Source organism: Dyella terrae, assembly GCF_004322705.1.
Classification (GTDB): Bacteria; Pseudomonadota; Gammaproteobacteria; order Xanthomonadales; family Rhodanobacteraceae; genus Dyella_D; species Dyella_D terrae.
This window is the reverse complement of record NZ_SIZZ01000003.1, coordinates 99,944-119,724: the sequence shown is the minus strand read 5'-3', so window position 1 is coordinate 119,724 and position 19,781 is coordinate 99,944. Positions and strand designations below refer to the sequence as shown.

General features: G+C 65.8%; 17 protein-coding genes. 10 read left to right on the top strand and 7 right to left on the bottom strand.

Annotated elements, in window-relative coordinates:
• Nucleotides 1-8: 8 nt before the first annotated feature.
• From leuD to ilvA, 7 genes are all read left to right on the top strand, one after another.
• Entirely contained in the window at nucleotides 9-593 is a 585-nt protein-coding gene (gene leuD, locus EYV96_RS16035) for a 3-isopropylmalate dehydratase small subunit (protein WP_131152588.1), read from the top strand.
• Nucleotides 590-1,687: a 3-isopropylmalate dehydrogenase gene (gene leuB, locus EYV96_RS16030; protein WP_131152587.1), complete on the top strand. Its 1,098-nt coding sequence runs from the start codon at nucleotides 590-592 to the stop codon at nucleotides 1,685-1,687. The genes leuD and leuB overlap by 4 nt, the downstream gene beginning before the upstream one ends.
• A 184-nt stretch (nucleotides 1,688-1,871) precedes the next feature.
• Nucleotides 1,872-3,578 carry a dihydroxy-acid dehydratase gene (gene ilvD / locus EYV96_RS16025; protein ID WP_131152586.1) on the top strand — a complete coding sequence of 569 codons (1,707 nt, stop codon included), beginning with the start codon at nucleotides 1,872-1,874 and terminating at the stop codon, nucleotides 3,576-3,578.
• Complete coding sequence (ilvC, locus tag EYV96_RS16020) at nucleotides 3,575-4,594, top strand: ketol-acid reductoisomerase (protein WP_131152585.1); 1,020 nt, start codon at nucleotides 3,575-3,577, stop codon at nucleotides 4,592-4,594. Before ilvD ends, ilvC begins: the two co-directional genes overlap by 4 nt.
• Before the next feature lie 94 nt (nucleotides 4,595-4,688).
• A complete protein-coding gene (ilvB, locus tag EYV96_RS16015; protein WP_240732624.1) occupies nucleotides 4,689-6,536 on the top strand; it encodes a biosynthetic-type acetolactate synthase large subunit in 1,848 nt (615 codons plus the stop codon).
• 12 nt (nucleotides 6,537-6,548) lie between these two features.
• A complete protein-coding gene (gene ilvN, locus EYV96_RS16010; protein ID WP_131152584.1) occupies nucleotides 6,549-6,797 on the top strand; it encodes an acetolactate synthase small subunit in 249 nt (82 codons plus the stop codon).
• Nucleotides 6,794-8,368, top strand: a complete 1,575-nt coding sequence (ilvA, locus tag EYV96_RS16005) for a threonine ammonia-lyase, biosynthetic (RefSeq protein WP_131152583.1) — start codon at nucleotides 6,794-6,796, stop codon at nucleotides 8,366-8,368. The genes ilvN and ilvA overlap by 4 nt, the downstream gene beginning before the upstream one ends.
• Before the next feature lies 1 nt (nucleotide 8,369).
• Here ilvA and EYV96_RS16000 read toward each other — a convergent pair whose 3' ends face one another.
• Together EYV96_RS16000 and EYV96_RS15995 are read right to left on the bottom strand one after the other, a co-directional pair.
• A complete protein-coding gene (locus EYV96_RS16000; RefSeq protein ID WP_131152582.1) occupies nucleotides 8,370-8,810 on the bottom strand; it encodes a BP74-related protein in 441 nt (146 codons plus the stop codon).
• Between the two features lie 139 nt (nucleotides 8,811-8,949).
• On the bottom strand, nucleotides 8,950-9,312 hold the full coding sequence (locus EYV96_RS15995) for a VOC family protein (RefSeq protein ID WP_131152581.1): 363 nt from the start codon (nucleotides 9,310-9,312) through the stop codon (nucleotides 8,950-8,952).
• Between the two features lie 246 nt (nucleotides 9,313-9,558).
• Between EYV96_RS15995 and ubiA the strand changes: the two genes are divergently transcribed.
• Entirely contained in the window at nucleotides 9,559-10,446 is an 888-nt protein-coding gene (gene ubiA / locus EYV96_RS15990) for a 4-hydroxybenzoate octaprenyltransferase (protein ID WP_425478751.1), read from the top strand.
• 17 nt (nucleotides 10,447-10,463) lie between these two features.
• Here ubiA and EYV96_RS15985 read toward each other — a convergent pair whose 3' ends face one another.
• Nucleotides 10,464-10,964 (bottom strand): energy transducer TonB, encoded by a 501-nt coding sequence (locus EYV96_RS15985; RefSeq protein WP_131152579.1) that lies wholly within the window; start codon nucleotides 10,962-10,964, stop codon nucleotides 10,464-10,466.
• Nucleotides 10,965-10,992: 28 nt separating this feature from the next.
• The gene (locus EYV96_RS15980) at nucleotides 10,993-12,279 is read right to left on the bottom strand and encodes an acetyl-CoA C-acetyltransferase (protein WP_131152578.1); all 1,287 of its coding nucleotides are present in this window, start codon (nucleotides 12,277-12,279) and stop codon (nucleotides 10,993-10,995) included.
• A gap of 118 nt (nucleotides 12,280-12,397) precedes the next feature.
• Between EYV96_RS15980 and EYV96_RS15975 the strand changes: the two genes are divergently transcribed.
• A complete protein-coding gene (locus EYV96_RS15975) occupies nucleotides 12,398-13,540 on the top strand; it encodes a hypothetical protein (RefSeq protein ID WP_131152577.1) in 1,143 nt (380 codons plus the stop codon).
• A 118-nt stretch (nucleotides 13,541-13,658) separates the two neighbouring features.
• Entirely contained in the window at nucleotides 13,659-16,106 is a 2,448-nt protein-coding gene (locus EYV96_RS15970) for a sensor domain-containing protein (RefSeq protein ID WP_131152576.1), read from the top strand.
• Nucleotides 16,107-16,682: 576 nt separating this feature from the next.
• On the opposite strand, the gene EYV96_RS15965 is transcribed toward EYV96_RS15970, so the two are convergent.
• From EYV96_RS15965 to EYV96_RS15955, 3 genes are read right to left on the bottom strand one after another with little or no spacing between them, the layout of a single operon-like run.
• Nucleotides 16,683-17,132 carry a GNAT family N-acetyltransferase gene (locus tag EYV96_RS15965; protein WP_131152575.1) on the bottom strand — a complete coding sequence of 150 codons (450 nt, stop codon included), beginning with the start codon at nucleotides 17,130-17,132 and terminating at the stop codon, nucleotides 16,683-16,685.
• A gap of 13 nt (nucleotides 17,133-17,145) precedes the next feature.
• Nucleotides 17,146-18,528 carry a nitrogen regulation protein NR(I) gene (gene ntrC / locus EYV96_RS15960; RefSeq protein ID WP_131152574.1) on the bottom strand — a complete coding sequence of 461 codons (1,383 nt, stop codon included), beginning with the start codon at nucleotides 18,526-18,528 and terminating at the stop codon, nucleotides 17,146-17,148.
• On the bottom strand, nucleotides 18,521-19,531 hold the full coding sequence (locus tag EYV96_RS15955; RefSeq protein ID WP_131152573.1) for a two-component system sensor histidine kinase NtrB: 1,011 nt from the start codon (nucleotides 19,529-19,531) through the stop codon (nucleotides 18,521-18,523). The genes ntrC and EYV96_RS15955 overlap by 8 nt, the downstream gene beginning before the upstream one ends.
• Between the last annotated feature and the right edge of the window lie 250 nt (nucleotides 19,532-19,781).

Sequence of the window (19,781 nt, the reverse complement as noted above, 5' to 3'; positions counted from 1 at the left end):
ACCTTCTGATGCGCCCCGTTACCCGCCTCCACTCACGCACGGCCGTCCTCGCCGACGAAAACATCGACACCGATCGCATCATCCCGGCGCGCTTCCTCACCACCACCCAACGCGCAGGCCTCGGCAAGCGCTGCTTCAACGACTGGCGCTATCTGCCGGACGGCAGTGACAACCCGGCCTTTCCGCTGAACCAGCCGCAAGCCAGGGGTTGCTCGATCCTTGTCGCCGGCCGCAACTTCGGCTGCGGATCCTCGCGCGAACACGCCCCATGGGCGCTACTCGACGACGGCATCCAAGCGGTGTTGTGCAGCGAGATCGCGGACATCTTTCGCAACAACGCGCTGAAGAACGGCCTGCTCGCCATCGTCATCTCCGACGCCGAACACCGCTGGCTGCTGGGCCATCCCGGCATCGAGCTGACCATCGACGTGCAAGGCCAGTACATCGCCCTGCCCGACGGCGGCCGCATTGCCTTCCAGCTCGAACCCTTCGCGCGCCATTGCCTGCTCAACGGCGTCGATCAGCTCGGCTATCTGCTGCAACACGCCGACGCCATCTCCCGCTATGAATCGCACCAGGAGCAAGCCGCATGAAAGCCCGTATCGTCACCCTGCCCGGCGATGGCGTCGGTCCGGAAGTCACCGCCGCTGCCGTTGCTGTTCTGCAGGCTGTTGCCGCGCACTTCGATCATGAGTTTGCGTTCGAGGAACACCTGATCGGCGGCTGCGCCATCGATGCCACGGGTTCGCCGTTGCCCGACGCGTCGCTCAAGGCGTGCCAGCAAGCCGATGCGGTGCTGCTGGGCGCTGTCGGCGGACCGAAGTGGTCCGATCCGCAGGCCCCGGTGCGCCCGGAACAGGGTCTGCTGGCGCTGCGCGCCGCGCTGGGCGTCTACGCCAATCTGCGCCCGCTCAACGTGCATCCGGCACTGGCCGCGCTGTCGCCGCTCAAGGAAGACAAGCTGCGCCACGTCGACGTGCTGTTTGTGCGTGAACTGACCGGTGGCGCCTATTTCGGCGCGAAAACGCGTACGCCCGATACCGCGACCGACGAATGCAAATACACCGTCGCCGAAGTCGAGCGTGTCACGCGCCGCGCCTTTGAGCTGGCGCGCGAACGTCGCCGCCATGTCACCTCGGTCGACAAGGCCAACGTGCTGGAAACCTCGCGCCTGTGGCGCAGCACGGTGCAGCGCATCGCCGCCGAATACCCGGACGTGAAGCTGGAGCACCAGCTGGTCGATTCCATGGCCATGCTGTTGCTGACCCAGCCGGGCTACTACGACGTCGTGGTCACCGAGAACCTCTTCGGCGACATTCTCACAGACGAAGCCGCCGCCATCGCCGGCTCGCTGGGCCTGCTGCCGTCGGCCTCGCTTGGCGAAGGCTCGCGGGGCCTCTACGAGCCCATCCACGGCTCCGCCCCGGACATTGCCGGCAAGGGCGTGGCTAACCCCACCGGCGCCATCCTTTCCGCCGCGATGCTGCTGCGTCACTCGCTGGGCCTGGAAGACGAAGCGGCCCACGTCGAAGCCGCCGTGGCACAGGTGCTGGAGCACGGCCCGCACACGCGTGACATCGGCGGCCACGCGGGTACCACCGACATTCGCCACGCCGTGATCGCCGCACTCGACGAACACGTTGCCAACGCCGAAGCCTTCTTCTGCGGCGCGCGCGCGTGCGGCTGAGCCGCGCCCGCCCGAACTCACGCGAAGGCGATAGCGCCTTCGCACCCCTTGCCTCTCCCCGCGTGCGTGCTGCTGCGAGGGCGAACACCACACCCCGGGTGTCCATCGCTCTCCCCAGCCCTGTCACCGCAGCGCGCGCACGCGCGGAGGGCAACCTTTCCATCACCCATGTCCTGGAATCTTCATGCGCAGTGACCTGATCAAGAGCGGCCCGGACCGCGCACCTGCACGCGCCATGATGCGCGCCACTGGCCTGGACGACGCGGACATCGCCAAGCCGCTGGTGGCGGTGGTGCATACCTGGTCGAACGTCAGCCCGTGCAACCTCAACCTGCGCGAACTGGCCGAACATGTGTCGGCGGGCATTCGTGCTGCCGGTGGTACGCCGATCGAGTTCAACACCATCGCGGTGACGGACGGCATCGCCATGGGCACACCGGGCATGCGCGCCTCGCTGATCAGTCGCGAGGTGATCACCGATTCGATCGAGCTGGCCGTCGACGGCCACTGCCTCGATGCGATGGTGGTGCTGTGCGGCTGCGACAAGACCATCCCCGCCGCCGCGATGGCCATGGCGCGCCTCGATATCCCGGCGGTGGCGCTTTACGGCGGCACCATTGCGCACGGGACGCACGACAATCATCCAATCACCTTGCAGCAGGTGTTCGAAGCCGTCGGCGCGCATGGCGCCGGCAAGATCGACGACGCCGAACTCGCTTCGGTCGAGCGCGATGCGTGCCCCGGTGCCGGTGCCTGCGGCGGCCAGTTCACCGCCAATACCATGGCGATGGTGCTGACGACGCTGGGCCTGTCCCCTATGGGCTTCAACGACATTCCCGCCACGCATCCGGCAAAGGCAGCTGCCGCGCGTCGTTGCGGCGAGCTGGTGATGGAATGCCTGGCGCAGCAACGCTCGCCGCGCGCGCTGATCAATCGCACGTCGCTGCGCAATGCGGCGCGCATGGTGGCCGCCACGGCCGGATCCACCAATGCCGTACTTCACCTGCTCGCCATCGCACGCGAAGCCGGCGCATCCTGGACGCTGGAGGATTTCGAACCCGCCTCGAAGCACACGCCGGTGATTGCGGATCTCTTGCCTGGCGGCCGCTATACCGCCGTCGAGATGTTCGGCGCAGGTGGTAGTGCGCGCGTCGCACAGGAACTGATCGCCGCCGGGATGCTGGACGATGCACCGACCGTCACGGGTCGAAGCCTGTTCGAAGAAGCTGAAGCGGCACCGCGCGCCGAACAACAGAACGTCATTCTGCCGGTCGCGCAACCGATCAAGCCGCGTGGCGGCTACTCCATCCTCTACGGCAACCTCGCCCCGGAAGGCTGCATTCTCAAGCTCGCCGGCAAGGGCACCAGCCACTTCGAAGGCACGGCACGCGTCTTCGAAAGTGAAGAACAGGCCTTTGCCGCCGTGCAGGGCGGCAGCATCCGCAAGGGCGACGTACTGGTCATCCGCAACGAAGGCCCGGCCGGCGGCCCCGGCATGCGCGAGATGCTCGGCGTCACGGCGGCATTGATCGGTCGCGGTCTCGGCGACGACGTTGCCCTGATCACCGACGGCCGCTTCTCCGGCGCCACGCACGGTTTCATGGTCGGTCATATCTCGCCGGAAGCCGCACGCGGCGGGCCGATTGCCCTGCTGCGCGATGGCGATCGCATCCGCATCGACGCGGGCACGCGCGAGATCGATACCGACGCCGACCTCGTCGATCGCCGCCGCCACTGGTCACCACCGGCGCCGAAGGTCACGCGCGGCGCGCTCGCCAAATACGCACGACTTGTGGGCTCCGCTTCCGACGGCGCCACCACGCATCCCGATACCCACGTCAGCACCTCCCAACGCCAACACGTCACCGATAACGAAGGAGTCACCGCATGAGCAGCAACACCTCCCACCCGACGCTGGCCGATGCCCGCATTGCCGTGCTTGGTTACGGCAGCCAGGGCCGCGCACATGCGCTGAACCTGCGCGACTCCGGCCTGGACGTCATCGTTGGCTTGCGCAAGGGCGGCCCCTCCTGGGAGCGCGCCAAGGCCGAAGGCTTCAACGTGGCCGAGCCGGGCGACGCCGTGCGCGGCGCCGATCTCGTCGCCGTGCTCACCCCGGACATGGTGCAGCCGTCGCTGTATCGCGAGTCGATCGAGCCGAACATCAAGCCGGGTGCCGCGCTGTTGTTCGCCCACGGGTTCAATGTGCACTTCGGCCAGATCGCACCGCGCGCCGACATCGACGTGATCCTCGTGGCGCCCAAGGGCCCGGGCGCTCTCGTGCGTCGCGAATATGAGATCGGTCGTGGTGTGCCGTGCATCTGGGCTGTGCACCAGGACGTCAGCGGTGAGGCGGAAGCCAAGGCCAAGGCGTATGCCGACGGCATTGGCGGCGGTCGCGCGCTGCTGATCAAGACCGATTTCAAGGAAGAGACCGAAACGGATTTGTTCGGCGAACAGGCCGTGCTCTGCGGCGGCGCCAGCGCGCTGGTGCAGGCCGGTTTCGAGACCCTGGTGGAAGCCGGTTACCAGCCGGAGATCGCGTACTACGAAGTGCTGCACGAGCTGAAGCTCATCGTGGACCTGTTCTACGAAGGCGGCATCGCGCGCATGCTGGAGTTTGTCTCCGAGACGGCGCAGTACGGCGACTATGTCAGCGGCCCGCGCGTCGTGGACGCCGCCACCAAGGAGCGCATGAAGGGCGTGCTCACCGATATCCAGGACGGCACCTTCGCCCGCAACTGGATCGCCGAGTACCAGGCGGGCTTGCCCAACTACAAGCGCCTGAAGCAGGCCGACCTCGATCATCCGATCGAACAGGTGGGCGCGAAGCTCCGTGCGCGGATGCCCTGGTTGCAGGCTAACGCACCGAAAGCCGCCGCCGAGCCATTGAAGAAGGTGGGCTGACGCCGTACCGGTCGAAGCGGGAGCCACGGCCATGCTGTCTCCCGCTTCGTGCCACGCCAGAACCACTCATGCCAACCAGGGAAACACTCAGCACATGACCGCCTTGCACGCAGAACGCATCACCGCCCACCCGCTCAACGCGCAGCCGATGTCCGGTGCGGAAGTGGTGGTGCAGGTGCTCGCCGACGAAGGCGTCGACGTGCTCTTCGGTTATTCGGGTGGCGCCATCCTGCCCGTGTACGACGCGGTATTCCGCTACAACGCCACGCACCTGAGCCCGCTTGGTGGCGAGCCGATGCCCTTGATCGTGCCGGCGAATGAACAGGGCGCGGGCTTCATGGCCGCCGGTTATGCGCGCGCATCCGGCAAGGTTGGCGTGGCCATCGTCACGTCGGGCCCGGGCGCGACCAACATGGTGACGCCGGTGCGCGACTCGATGTCCGACTCCATTCCCATGGTGGTCATCTGCGGCCAGGTGCCGACGTCGGCCATCGGCAGCGATGCGTTTCAAGAGGCGCCGATCAGCAACATCATGAGCGCCTGCGCCAAGCACGTGTTCCTCGTGACCGATGCCAGCAAGCTGGAGGACACGATTCGCACCGCGTTCGAGATCGCGCGCAGCGGGCGACCGGGACCGGTCGTCGTGGATATTCCCAAGGACGTACAGAACACGCCTCTCGCCTTTCGCGGCGAGGGCACGCTGCCCATGCCCGGCTATCGGGCGCGACTGGCAACGTTGGAACAGTCGCGTCTGGATGATGCTGCCTGCACCGCGTTCTTTGACGCGCTGTCACGCGCGAAACGACCGCTGATCTACGCGGGCGGTGGCGTCATCGCTTCCGGCGCGGCTGCCGAACTCCGCCGCTTCATCGAGCAACTGGGCATGCCGGTCACCACCACGCTCATGGGCTTGGGCGCTTACGACACCACCGAGCCGCTGGCCCTGCACATGCTGGGCATGCACGGGACGGCCTATGCCAACTACGCCGTGGAGGATTGCGACTTCCTGTTCGCGCTTGGCGCGCGCTTCGACGATCGCGTGGCGGGCGTGCCACTGAAGTTTGCACCAAACGCGCAGTTCATCGCGCAGATCGACATCGATCCGGCCGAGATCGGCAAGGTGAAGGCGGTCCACTGGCATCACAACGGCGACCTGGCCCATGCGCTCGATCGGCTGGCCGTCTGGGCGGTTGCCCATGGCGTCAGCCGTCGCTTCGACGAGTGGCATGCGCACATCGCCACCCTCAAGCGCGATCACGCGCTGGATTACGACCGCGACAGCGCCCTGATCCAGCCTTATGCCGTGATCGAGGCCATCAACCGCCACACGCGCGGCCACGCCATCATCAGCACGGGCGTCGGCCAGCACCAGATGTGGGCGGCGCAGTACTTCGACTTCCGCGAGCCGCGCCACTGGCTGAGTTCCGGTTCGATGGGCACGATGGGTTTCGGCCTGCCGGCGGCCATAGGTGCACAGTTCGCGCGCCGCGATGCCGTGGTCATCGATATTGATGGCGACGCCAGCATCCGCATGAATCTCGGCGAGCTCGAAACCGTGACCACGTACGGCCTGCCGGTGAAGATTGTCGTGCTCAACAATATGGGCGACGGCATGGTGCGGCAGTGGCAGAAGCTGTTCTTCCGGGGCCGCTTTGCGTCGTCCGACAAAAGCCTGCACCGCAAGGATTTCATCAAGGCCGCGCAGGCGGATGGCTTCGAGTGGGCGCGGCGGCTCGAGCGCAAGGAAGAGCTCGCCGATACCGTCGCTGACTTCCTCGCCCATCCGGGCCCGGCCTTCCTTGAAGTGATGATCGATCCGGATGCCGGCGTGTACCCCATGGTGGGCCCGGGTGCGACCTATGCACAGATGATCACCGGGGATTTCATTGCTGCCCGCCATGAAGCCGATGCACCCGGCGACTCACCCACCCACATGTTCTGAGCGGAGACAGCCATGAAGCACACGCTTTCCATCCTTCTGCAGAACGAGGCGGGCGCACTGGTTCGCGTCGCCGGCCTGTTTTCCGCGCGCGGCTTCAACATCGACTCGCTGAATGTCGCCGTCACGCAGGATCCGGCGGTGTCGCGGCTCACGCTGGTCATGCACGGTGCCGACGAATCGGTGGATCAGCTGATCAAGCAGACGCGCAAGCTGGTCGACGTCATCGACGTGAGTCATCCGGCAGAAGAACTCGCCGCATGAACGCGGCGGCGCTCGCCACGGCAAGCCCGGCGCTCGCCGACGACCACGCCTGGCTGCGCCGCATCCTGGAGGCACGCGTGTATGACGTCGCGCGCGAAACCTCGCTTGACGTGGCCCCGGCACTCTCTGAGCGCCTTGGTGCGACCGTGCTGCTGAAGCGTGAGGATCAGCAGCCCGTGCATTCCTTCAAGCTGCGCGGTGCATACAACAAGATGGTCGGGCTATCGCCACAGGAGCGTGCGCGCGGGGTCATTGCAGCGTCGGCGGGCAATCATGCGCAGGGCGTGGCGCTCGGTGCGGCACGGCTCGGCATGCATGCCGTCATCGTCATGCCCGCCACGGCGCCACAGGTCAAAGTGGACGCGGTGAGGCAGTTGGGCGGCGAATGGGTGGAGGTCGTGCTGGCCGGCGATTCCTACAGCGATGCCCAGGCCGAGGCGAACCGACTTTGCCAGGCGCGCGACATGACGTTCGTGCATCCGTTCGACGACGAAGCCGTCATCGCCGGCCAGGCCACGGTGGCCATGGAGATCCTGCGCCAGCATCCGGGCCGGCTTGATGCGTTGTTCGTGCCCATCGGCGGGGGTGGCCTGATCGCCGGCATGGCAACGTATGTCAAGGCAATTCGTCCCGAGGTGAAGATCATCGGGGTGCAGGCCATCGATTCCGACGCCATGGCGCAATCGCTCGACACCAAGGCCCGCGTCGTTCTGCATGAAGTGGGCCTGTTCGCCGACGGCACCGCCGTCAAGCAAGTGGGCGCACTGACGTATGCGCTATGCCAGCGCCATGTGGATGCCGTGATACGCGTGGATACGGATGCGATCTGCGCGGCGATGCGCGATGTTTTCCAGGATGCACGCAGCGTGCCTGAGCCATCCGGTGCGCTCGCCGTGGCCGGCCTCAAGGCTTATGCAGCGAGCCGCCACGGAGCTGGCGAAACCTATGCCGCCGTGGTCTCTGGCGCCAATCTCAACTTCGACCGCCTGCGTTTCGTCGCCGAGCGCGCCGAAGTCGGCGAGCAGCGGGAAGCCGTGTTCGCCGTCACGATCCCCGAAGAACGCGGTAGCTTCCGACGCTTCTGCGCGGCACTCGGCGATCGCTCAATCACGGAATTCAACTACCGGATCAGCGACGCCTCGCAGGCGCATATCTTTGTCGGCATCCAAATCCGCAGCCGGGAAGAGCGCGAGGCGCTTGCCGCTGCGTTCCGCGCGCAGTCATTCGGCGTGCTGGACCTGACGGACGATGAGCTGGCGAAGCTGCACCTTCGCCACATGATCGGCGGTCGCTCGGCGCTGGCACACGACGAGTTGCTCTATCGCTTCGAATTTCCCGAGCGGCCCGGAGCCCTGACGCGCTTCCTTGCGCGGATGCACCCGGACTGGAACATCAGCCTGTTCCATTACCGCAACCAAGGCGCGGACTATGGGCGCATCCTGGTGGGCTTGCAGGTGCCCCGGCATGAGCGCTCGTTGTTCGCACGGTTTGTCGAGGGCCTGGGTTATCCCTGCCGCGATGAAAGCATGCATCCGGCCTATGCGCTGCTGCTCCGGAGTGAGCCGACCTGAACTAACGAAGGACTTCCCGTGACAGGTGCATCGACCAGGGGCACCACCATCCACCGGGGAGAATGCGCCCACCCACGTCCGTCAAGTTCGCCTCGATGTTCTCGGGTGTCGAGTCGCACTCATCGAGCGCCCCCGTGCTACCGACTTTCACTGACTTGGGGTCAAGGTGATAGGGCCATGCGGCGTTCTCGATCGTGCGCCCCGGCACCACCCTGCCCTCGAACGCGATGTTCGGATGCATGACGCGATGCCGGAGGATGTCTTCGAATTGAGCGGCGACGTCCGGGTTGGCCACTTCGACGATGAATTCGTTGGCGTCGATCTTGGGTGCGCCCGCGTAACTGATGAAGGCGAAGTAACGGGAGGGTGGGCGCTCCCCGGCCATGGCGCAGCTGCAAACCAGCGACAAGGCAATCGCGAACCATCCGTTGATGTGTTTCATGGCGCCTCCTGCAAAAGCGCTGACACTAGCAGTCGAGGCAGCGCTTACCGCATCCATGGGCGACCGTTGAGTCGGCGACGGATGCCTTGCATTGCAGGGAATTGTCCTAGCGGAGCGATGTATAAGCCCCGCGGAAACGTCAATCCACAGGCGGCAGCGTATCCAGCTCAATGACATGGTTGTCGTAGTCGCTGAAGTACAGCGCGCTGTCTTCCCTGGACATCATGTAGTCCACCGCCAGCTCGTCCAGGCGACGAGCGCAGGCCAGCTGTTCTTCTTTGCTGACGGCGAAAGCCACGTGATCGCCATTGCGCGATGCGGGCCCCTGACCTTCCACCAGCACCAGCCAGGTGTTGCCGATGCGCACCCGTGTCTCCACGTGGCCTTCCGCATCGGGCGCTTCGCGCACGATCCGCACGTTTTCAAACACGCCGGCGAGCAGGTCGGCGGTTCGACCCGGGTGGCTGACGATCCAGGCGATGTGACTGATGCTGACGGGCATGGCTGAGGATTCGGTAGGCCACAAACGGGGATGCAGCGGGCATTGTCCCACATGAGTCAGCGGAATCCCGGCCTGGATCACGCTATGCCTGACATCCAGCCACGCTAAACTGTAGGTCTTATGGCCTCTCCCTCCCGTAAGCGCCAGCGGCGCGTCTCGAACACCCACAGTGCCGCGCGCCCCAAGCCCGGCGCCAGCGCACCGACCCGCCCCGCGGACAGTTCCACCCGGGCGACGCGCGTGCTGATGTTCCTGATGCAGAAGTTGCCGCCGAACATCCGCGAAAAGGCGCTGGATTACCTGGTGCTCACGCGCATGGACCGCCCGATTGGCGCGCTCCTGCTGTTGTGGCCGACGTGGTGGGCGCTGTGGCTGGCCGCCGGTGATTTCCCGCCGGTCAAGCTGCTGGTGATCTTCACGATGGGCGTGTTCGCCATGCGCGCTGCCGGTTGCGCGATCAACGACTTTGCCGACCGCAAGCTCGATCCGCAGGTGGAACGCACCGCGGGCCGACCGATCGCGTCAGGACGCGTCACGCCGAAGGAGGCGCTGATCGTGTTCGGCGCGTTGCTGGCGTTCTCGTTCATCCTGGTGCTGTTCACCAACCCGCTGACGATCAAGCTGTCTTTCGCGGGTGCGGCGCTGGCGGCCATCTATCCATTCACCAAGCGCTACACGCATTTGCCGCAGGTGGTGCTGGGCGCGGCGTTCGGCTGGTCGATTCCGATGGCGTTTGCAGCGGTGAGCAACACGGTCCCGCCGCTGGGCTGGCTGCTGTTTATCGCCAACATCATCTGGTCGGTGATCTACGACACGCAGTACGCGCTGGTCGATCGCGAAGACGACATCAAGGCCGGTGCCAAATCCACGGCGATTCTTTTTGGCGACGCGGACATCCCGATCCTCTCCATCCTGATCGCCACCTTCGTGCTCGCCATGTTCTTCGTGGGACAGCGCGGGGCACTGGGCTGGCCTTATTGGCTAGCCCTCGTGGTGGCCATCGGCCTGTTCGCGCGCCAGATGTGGAGCATCCGCACCCACGACCGCACGGCTTGCCTGGCCGCTTTTCGCAACAACAACTGGCTCGGCATGGTGTTGTGGGTGGGTATCGTGCTGGCGCTGGCGATCAAGTAACCGCGACGCGCGGACCTTTACGGGCCGGCCCCCGCTGCACGCCATACGAGTTCGCCGCGCGCGCCATCCGGATGTCCGTCCGGCACGGCGAAACGCCACCCTTTGACGACACTCAGGGCTTCGGCATCCACGTTCGCGTTACCGCTCGATTCGGCCACGCGCGCGCTCACGACATGGCCGACGCCGTCCACGTTCAGGTCGAGCAACACGCGCCCGTCCGGTGTTTCCCGCCGCGAGAACAGCGACGTCTCCGGCCAGGGCATGTCGACAGGCGTGAGGGAAATCGACTCCGGCGCGACGGGCGCTGCGATCGCGCCGACTTCGCTGGGATGCACGACACGCGGGCGTTCGCGACGCGGCGTGGTCGCGGGACGGCGCGCCAGCTTTTCAGGCACCTGCACGTAGCGCGCCTTCGGGCCCTGCCATCCGGCGGTCTGTTCGCTGAGCCACGCGGTGCCCGCGATGCCACCCAGCAGCATCAGCAGGCTGAGGGTGGCGGTGGTGCGAAGACGTGGCATGACGCGCATGCGAACGGAACGGCCGTGGTTACGGCCGTTCGAGGATGGCGGTGACGCCCATGCCGCCCGCAGTGCAAATCGAGATCAGGCCGCGGCCCGAACCCTTCTGCTCGAGCATGCGCGCCAGCGTGGCGACGATGCGCGCGCCCGTGGCGGCGAACGGATGGCCGACGGCCAGGCTGGAGCCATGCACGTTGAGCCTGGCCGGATCGATGCTGCCCAGCGGCTGGTCCAGCCCCAGGCGGTTGCGGCAGTAGTCTTCGCTTTCCCACGCGCGCAGCGTGCACAGCACCTGGGCGGCGAAGGCTTCGTGGATCTCGTAGAAATCGAAATCCTGCAGCGTCAGGCCATGGCGCTTGAGCATGCGCGGCACGGCCACCGTCGGCGCCATCAGCAGGCCTTCGCCATGGACGAAATCCACCGCCGACACTTCGGCATCCTTGAAGTACGCCTGCACCGTCAGACCGCGCTGGGCAGCCCAGTCATCACTGGCGAGCAGCACGGCGGCAGCACCATCGGAGAGGCCGGTGGAGTTGCCGGCGGTCAGCGTGCCGTGGCCGGAAATCTTGTCGAAAGCGGGCTTGAGCGAGGCGAGCTTTTCCAGCGTCGTGTCCGGGCGCAGGAAGCCGTCGCGCTTGAGGCCGCGGAAGGGCACCACGAGATCGTCGAAGAAACCGGCGTCATAGGCGGCGGCGAGCTTCTTGTGGCTCGACTGCGCCAGTTCGTCCTGCGCCTGGCGGGTGATATGCCATTCCTTCGCCATGCGCTCGCAATGGTCGCCCATCGACATGCCGGTGCGCGGCTCGGCCACGCCCGGGAAGGCCGGCTTGAATTCCTTGAACGAGAAGCCGCGCGTGGCGGACGCGAGCTTGTCCTGCCAGCCCTTGGCGCGATTGATCGCGAGAAGCCGCTTGCGCAGGCGCTCGCTGAGCACGATCGGCACGTCGCTGGTGGTGTCCGAACCACCGGCGATGCCCGCCTCGATCTGCCCTGCGGCGATCTTGTTGGCAATGATGATGGCGTTATCCAGCGAGGTGCCGCAGGCGCGCGCCGTGGTGATGCCCGGCGTGGTCGGCGCCAGGCCCGACGAGAGCACGGCTTCGCGCGCCAGGTTCCATTCCGAGGAATGTTTGATCACCGCACCCATCGCCACTTCGCCGAGCTCCTCGCCGTGCAGGCGATAGCGCTCGACGAGTGAACCGAGCACTTTCACCGACATGCCGAAATTGCCGACATCGGCGTAGGCGGTGTTGTTGCGACAGAAGGGGATGCGTACGCCGCCGATGACACCGACGCGCTTGGAGCTGTTTTCCATGTCTCTGACTGTCCGGGCAGGCCTAAGCCAGTAAGGCTAACCCGCTATGCCAGCACGCGAAAGCCCAACAGGCCCCAATGTTAGAATTTGAGTTCTTTGCCGTTCGGATTGGACTCACGTGGAAGCACAATCGCTGGTCGCCCTGCCCGTCGTTCTGGCGCTGGAGCTGCCTGAGGGCGCCCGCCTGAATCGTCTCACGCTCGAGCGCGACCAGGCCGCGGAGCTGGCCAGCCTGATCGCCGCCGACCTGCACGCGCTGGTCCCCGCGGTGAACCAGGCTCGCCTGGCCGTGGCCGGCGCCCTGTTCGATGCCGTTGAGCTGCTGCGCCCGGGCTTCCCCGTATGGGCCACGCTCGACGAGCTCGCGCGCCGCGTGCCGCGCGGTCATCTGGACAACGTGGTGGCTTTCGGCACCCATGACGGCCACATGCCGGCCCAGCCGCTGGAGCCGGCCCCCATGTATGCCGACGGTCCGATGCGCCTGCTGCCGCTGACGCTTTTGGCACCGGAGGACCTGGCCGCCGAACTCCTCGAACAGCTCGAAGTGGAACTGGTCGGTCGCGGCGAAGCCGGCGAGCGCACCGCCGACTGGCTGATCCGCCAGCTCGGCCTGCCGCTGGAGCACGTGCGCTACCTCACTCGCAACGACCTGATCGCGCTGACCTGCGTGCAGTACGAACACGTCAACCTGGCCGCGCTCTGGCAGGTGCTGGAAGCCGGCCTGCTGACGCCGTACAAGGACGAACACACGCTGACCGCCCGCGGCCTGGCGTTGCAGTATCACGACGGCAAGGTCCTGGCGCAGTCGCCGTCGGCATGGCTGGCCGCGCAAACCGACGATATCGCGCAACGCCCGCATGACCTGGCCGGCATCCTGTTCGAACTGCGCCAGTACGCCGCCCTGCTCGATGCGCACCACCTCCCGCTGAGCTTGCAGCCCACGCCCGGCACCGCGGCTGCGGCCGGCGATGGTTATCTGGTGGAAGTGTTGGGTGCGGTCGATCCGGCGTATGACCCGCCGAGCCTGTTCGCGCACGAAGCCCCCGGGCTGGGCGTCGTCGCCATCACGCTCGCCCAGCGCGGCGACGGTGGACGCGCCCGCGTGCTCGCGCATGGTTATCCGCTGCACTCCAAAGCGCTTGGCCCCCTGGTGTCGCACCTGGCCGGGCACGTCGGTATTCCGGCCGAAGTGCACGCACTGGGTCGCATCCTGCTTGACGACGAGGGCCAGCTTGGGGCGCCTGCACAGGCCCTTCACTGAAATCGCAAGCCCGCATTAAGGCGCTTCCCAATCCTTGACCGCCCCACTGCCCAAGCGACCGCGACTTGGCGCATGATCTGCGTCACGCGCCCGGGAGGGCGAACGGGGCGGCCACAGGATGCAGATCGCAGACGACCATGAGCAGTCGCCCCGGGATTGGGCATCGCATGTCATTCATGGCGCGCCAGCCCTCATTGCCTACATCGATCGCGACCAGCGCTTCCGCTTCGTCAACCTCGCCCACCAGGCGTGGCTGGGCGTGTTGCCGGAGGATCTGGTCGGCCGTCGCGTCGCCGAAGTCATCGACGAACTGAGCCTGCAGCGCGCCGGCAGTTGCCTCGAGCAAGCACTGGCTGGCCAGCCGGCAGTCTACGAAGGCGAAATGTTCTCCGGCCCCGCGCAGTGCTATGTGCACGGCAGCTTCCAGCCCGACTTCGCCGACGACGGCTCGGTGCGCGGCGTCTTCACCGTGTTCATCGACATCACCGAACGCTACGCCATGGAGTCGCGACTTCGCGAAAGCGAAGCACGCCTGTTCGGCACCTTCCAGAACGCCGCGGTCGGCATGGCCCTGGTCACGCCCGACGGCCAGCTGCTGCGCGTCAACGCCGCCCTTTGCAGCATGCTCGGCTATCGCGAAGAGGAGATGCTCAAGCTCACCATCGGCGACATCACCTACGCGGACGACGTCACCAAGAGCCGCGTGATGGCGACTGAGCTTATGAGCGGCAAGCGCGAGTCGTACCAACTGGAAAAGCGTTACGTGCATCGCGATGGGCACATCGTGCATGTGCAGCTGAGCGTATCGCTGGTGCGTGCGGCCGACGGTACGCCGTTCCATGCCGTGGCGCTGATCGCCGACATCAGCCAGCGAAAAGCCTACGAAGAAGCGCTGTTCCGCGAACGCGAACTGGCCGAAGTCACCTTGCGCTCGATCGGCGATGCCGTCATCACCACGGATCTGCAGCATCGCGTCACCTCGCTCAACCCCATCGCCGAGGCCATGACGGGCTGGAGCCAGAGCGCGGCCATTGGCCGGCACGTCTCGGATGTGTTCCGGCTGATCGATGGCCAGACGCGCGAACCCATGCTTAACCCATTGCTCGACGCCATTCTGCGCGACGCCATCGTCGAACTGCGTGGCGACGCGATGCTGGTCCATCGCAACGGCTTCGAAACGCCGATCGAAGATTCGGCCGCATCGATCCACGACCATGCCGGCAACGTCATCGGTGGCGTGCTGGTGTTCCATGACGTCAGTGCCACGCGCGCACTCGTGCTGAAGATGGCGCACATGGCGCAGCACGACACGCTCACGGGCCTGCCCAACCGCAGCCTGCTGCAGTCACGGCTTGAACAGGTCATCGTCGCCGCCGGGCGGCGCCAGTCGCGCGCTGCCCTGATCTTCATCAACCTCGATCACTTCAAGCTCATCAACGACACCCTGGGCCACAAGGTCGGCGATCAGCTGCTGCGCACCTTCGCTACCCACTTGCGCGGCCTGCTGCGCAGCGAAGACACGGTAAGCCGCACGGCCGGTGACGAATTCATGGTGGTGCTGCCGCACGTCGACAGCGCCAGCGAAGCCAGCCTGGTCTGTGAGCTCCTGATGCGTCGTTGGGCCGAACAGCCACCCAACGAACTGAGCGAACTGCCGCTGAGTTTCAGCGCTGGCATCAGTATCTATCCCGACGACGCGCTCGACGTGGAAACGATGATCCGCCACGCCGATACGGCGATGTACGAGGCGAAGATGCAGGGCCGCAGCAGTTTCCGCCTGTTTACTCCCGCCATGACGCAACGACCCGCCGCACGCATGCGCATCGAGTCGGAACTGCGCAAGGCTATCCGGCGCGGCGATCTCAAACTTCATTACCAACCGAAGGTCGACGCCGATACCGGCGCCGTGGTCGGCGCCGAAGCGCTGATGCGCTGGCAGGTGGACGGTCGCGATGTGTATCGTCCCGACCAGTTCGTGCCGGTGGCCGAGGAAACCGGGCTCATCGGCGTCATCGGGAAATGGGCGCTCCAGCAGGCATGCCGGCAGGCCGCGACATGGCACCGGCGCGGACATGGCATCACCATCGCCGTGAACGTGGCCGCGCCACAGTTCCTGCAGCCGGGATTTCGCGCATCCCTGCAGGAACTTCTGGCGGAGAGCGAGCTGCCGCCGCAACTGATCGAACTGGAACTTACCGAGCGGATGGTGATGTCCGGTGGCGAACAGAGTCGTTTGCTGATGCGCGAGATCAAGGAACTGGGTGTATCACTGGCGCTCGACGATTTCGGCACGGGCTACAGCAGCCTTTCCTACCTCAAGCACTTCCCGATCGACGTGCTGAAGATCCCGCGAACCTTCGTGCGTGACGTGGCGACCGATTCCGATAGTGCGGCGATCACCGAAGCGATCATCACCATGGCGCAGAGCCTGGCGATGGGCGTGGTGGCGGAAGGCGTGGAGACGGCCGAACAGGCGGCGTTCCTGCGCGCGGCGGGGTGCACGGTGTTGCAGGGGTTTCTGTTTGGGCCGCCGATGCCGGCGGAGGAATTCGCGACGTTGCTGTGAGGGGATTCCCCTCAGTTCCTTTTTGTTTCGTCATTCCTGCGCAGGCAGGCACCCCGTGGTGATCTCACACGCTTGCCACCCCACACTCCCACGTCGTCATGCCGGCGAAAGCCGGCATCCAGGGGCGATCAGGCTCATCTGTGCGATACCGCGACCGGGCCGCTTACGCAGCGGGCGTTTCGACCGACTGCCGTCGGCCGAGTCACTTTTCTTTTGCTTGCCCAAAAGAAAAGTAACCCAAAGAAAATGGCATGAAAGCGGGGTGCGCGCTCACGTTAGATAGGTGTCTCACGGGACGCGCAGGCTTAAGTGATCGACGGTGAGGCCAACTAACGTCCGACTGCTTGCTATCCGCCCCACCGCTGAAAGCGGGGCGAGGCGCGACCGGCGGCTCTACATCGGGTGCGCGCGGTGATTGATCCACGCGCGACCACGTTCGGTATTCACCTTACGTCTCCACGCACACCGTCATGCCTGCGAAGGCAGGCACCCAGTGGCGACTGCACTCATTTGTCGCCGCATCCCTCACGCCGTCATTCCGGCGAAGGCCGGAATGACGAGCTTGTGGGTTGGCCATTAGATCATCGCCTCATACATGAAGTAATGGCACTTCTCCATGCCAAGCTTCTCGTACGTCCCCTGCGCGCGAAGATTCTCCGTCTCCACGTACAAGCGCACGCCCACGGCCGACGCCTCCGTCGCACGCCGCGTCACCTCGGCGTACATCGCACGAAACGCCCCGCTCCGGCGCGCACTTGCCACCACGTAAACACTCTGGATCCACCAGAAGTCCCCGCAACGCCAGTCGCTCCATTCGTACGTCACCAGGAGGCAACCCACGGCCTCGCCATCGAGCTCGGCAATCATGTAGAAGCCGCGGCGCGGTTCGTCAAACACGGCCTCAACGCCCCGGGCAATGGTCGCCGGATCCAGGCGCTTCTCTTCGGTTTCCCAGGCCATGGCGATATTCCACGCGGCGATGTGTTCGGCATCGCGGCGTTCGGCGGGACGAATGGTCAGGGACATGCGGTAACTCCGGTCAAGGCTTCGACGGGCGACGCGTGCGCGACGCACCGAGTTTGCGGGTGAGCGTGTTGCGGCCGACGCCCAGCGCGGCGGCAGCGTGCTGGCGATGGCCCTCATGCTGGGCGAGGGCTGCTTGCATCAGCGTGTGATCGAGTGCCTCGCGGGCGCGGGTGTGGATGTCACTTTCGCCGTCGGCGAGGGCTTGCGTCACCCACTCGCGCAACGCATCGGTCCAGTGTCCCAGCGCGGGCACCTGGCTCTCCTTGCCCAGGTCGGAGGGCAGAATTTCCATGCCAGGCGCGATCACGGCGAGGCGGCGACAGAGGTTTTCCAGCTCGCGCACGTTGCCGGGGAAGTCACGCTGCGAAAGTGCTTTGAGCGTCCCCTTGGCGAAGCGCTTGGGCGGCAGCTTCAATTCCTGCGCGGCGGCGGCAAGGAAATGCTGCGCCAGCAGGGGAATGTCGCTGCGACGTTCGCGCAGCGAGGGCAGGCTGATGCGCACGACGTCCAGGCGATGCTTCAGGTCGGCACGGAACTGCCCCCCGGCGACGCGCGCATCGAGGTCCTGATGCGTCGCCGCCACGATGCGCACGTTGCCGCGAATCAGTTCGCGTCCACCCACCCGATAGAACTCGCCACCGGCCAGCACGCGCAAGAGGCGCGTCTGCAAGGCCAGCGGCATGTCGCCGATTTCATCGAGAAACAGCGTGCCACCTTCGGCCTGTTCGAAACGTCCGGCGTGTCGACGCGTCGCGCCGGTGAAGGCGCCCGCTTCGTGGCCGAACAGCTCGCTTTCGAGCAGTTCACTGGGGATAGCGGCGGTGTTGAGCGCGACGAAGGGTTTGTCGCGACGCGCGCTTTCATCGTGCAATGCGCGCGCGACCAGTTCCTTGCCGGTGCCGGTTTCGCCGGTGATCAGCACATTCAGATCGCTGGCGGCGACGCGACCGATCAGGCGAAACACTTCGCGCATGGCAGGGCTTTCGCCGAGCAGCGCGTTCGCCTGCACGCGTGCCACCGCGGGCAGGTCCGCAGGAACGTCGGCGAGCGCGCGCTGCACGGCGGCGACGGCCTGGTCCAGGTCAAATGGCTTGGCCAGATAGTCCGCGGCTCCGGCCCGATACGCTGCCGCCGTGGTCGCGACGTCGGTAAACGCACTCATGACGATTACCGGGCCGATCTGTCGACGCTTGAGTTCATTGAGCAGCGAAAGGCCATCTTCGCCAGGCATGCGCACGTCAGTAAGCAACAGGGCCGGGCGCGTGTCGACGAGCGCGTCATATACGGCTGCCGCGTCACCGAACTCGCGCACGGAGAGGCCTGCGTCACGCAGCGCTTCGGCCAGCACGAAGCGCACGCCGCGATCGTCGTCGGCAATCCAGATGTCGTCACTCATGCGTGCGCTCCAACGGCAACCACAGGGAAAACACGGTATCGCCCGGCCGGCTGGTGAAACGAAGGTCGCCGCCATGCTCGCGCGCAATCTCGCGCGCCAGCGCCAGGCCCAGGCCGGTGCCGTCGCTGCGGCCCGATACCAGGGGATCAAACAAGGTGTCGCGCAATTCGGCGGGCACGCCCGGGCCGTCATCCATCACATCGACCCGCAACGCCGTACGCAGCATGCGATCGCCGACGCGCACGCCGTGCTCGATGCGCGTGCGCAGCGTGATCGCCTGCGCACCGGCTTCGATGGCGTTGCGCGCGAGATTGAGCAGCACCTGTTGCAGGCGACCGGCATCGCCAAGAACGTCCGGGACGCTGGGGTCGTAATCGTGGCGCAGGCCCGGTGCGCCGGGTTCGGCATGCAGCAGATCGGCGAGCCACTCCAGTCGCTCGTGGATATTCACCGGCGCCAGCTTCGCCGCGCCATCGTGATGCAGCAGGCGATTGGCCAGGGCAGTGAGGCGATCGGCTTCGGCGATCACCAGGCCAGCCAGCGATTTGAGATCGTCGTCGGCAACCCGGCGTTGCAGAAGCTGGGCGGCGCCTCGCAAACCGGCCAGCGGATTCTTCACCTCATGCGCGAAGCCTCGCAGCGTCGCGGAGAGTGGTGAAGGCGCCGACGCCACCGGCGCCAGCACATGCACTTCCAGCAAGCGCTGATCGGCGGCGAAGGATTGCAGGCTGACATCGGCGCGAAGTTCGCGGCCACGCTGCGGTCGCAATTCCACGTTGCGCCATTGCACGCCACCCTGCTCATCGACGATCCGCCCGGCCTGCCCAAGCCATTCGGGCTCCTGCAACAGCAGGCCAAGAGGCTGGCCGACGGCCGAGCGTGTGCCGATATCGAGCCACTCGGCCAGGGCCGGATTGATCCACAGCACCTGCAGCCGCGCATCGACCAGCGCCAGTCCGGTCGACATCTGTTCCGCGAGGGCCCGCCAGCGGTCTGTGTCCATTGCACCATCATGGACATTGCGCCTTGTCGGTGCAAGATGAGACGAGTCTTAGCGATAATTCACTGGATTTACAATCACTTGCAGCGCACCTTCTTGCGCTTTCTTACACATCCGGGTTGCTAGCCTCAACTCGCGATCTTCCCCGGCCCGGTCGCAACACCCTTCGCCAAGATCAGGGAACACCATGAACCTTACCCACCGGCTCGTCATGAGCCGCGCCCTTCCTTTGCCCTGCGCCACGACCTCATCG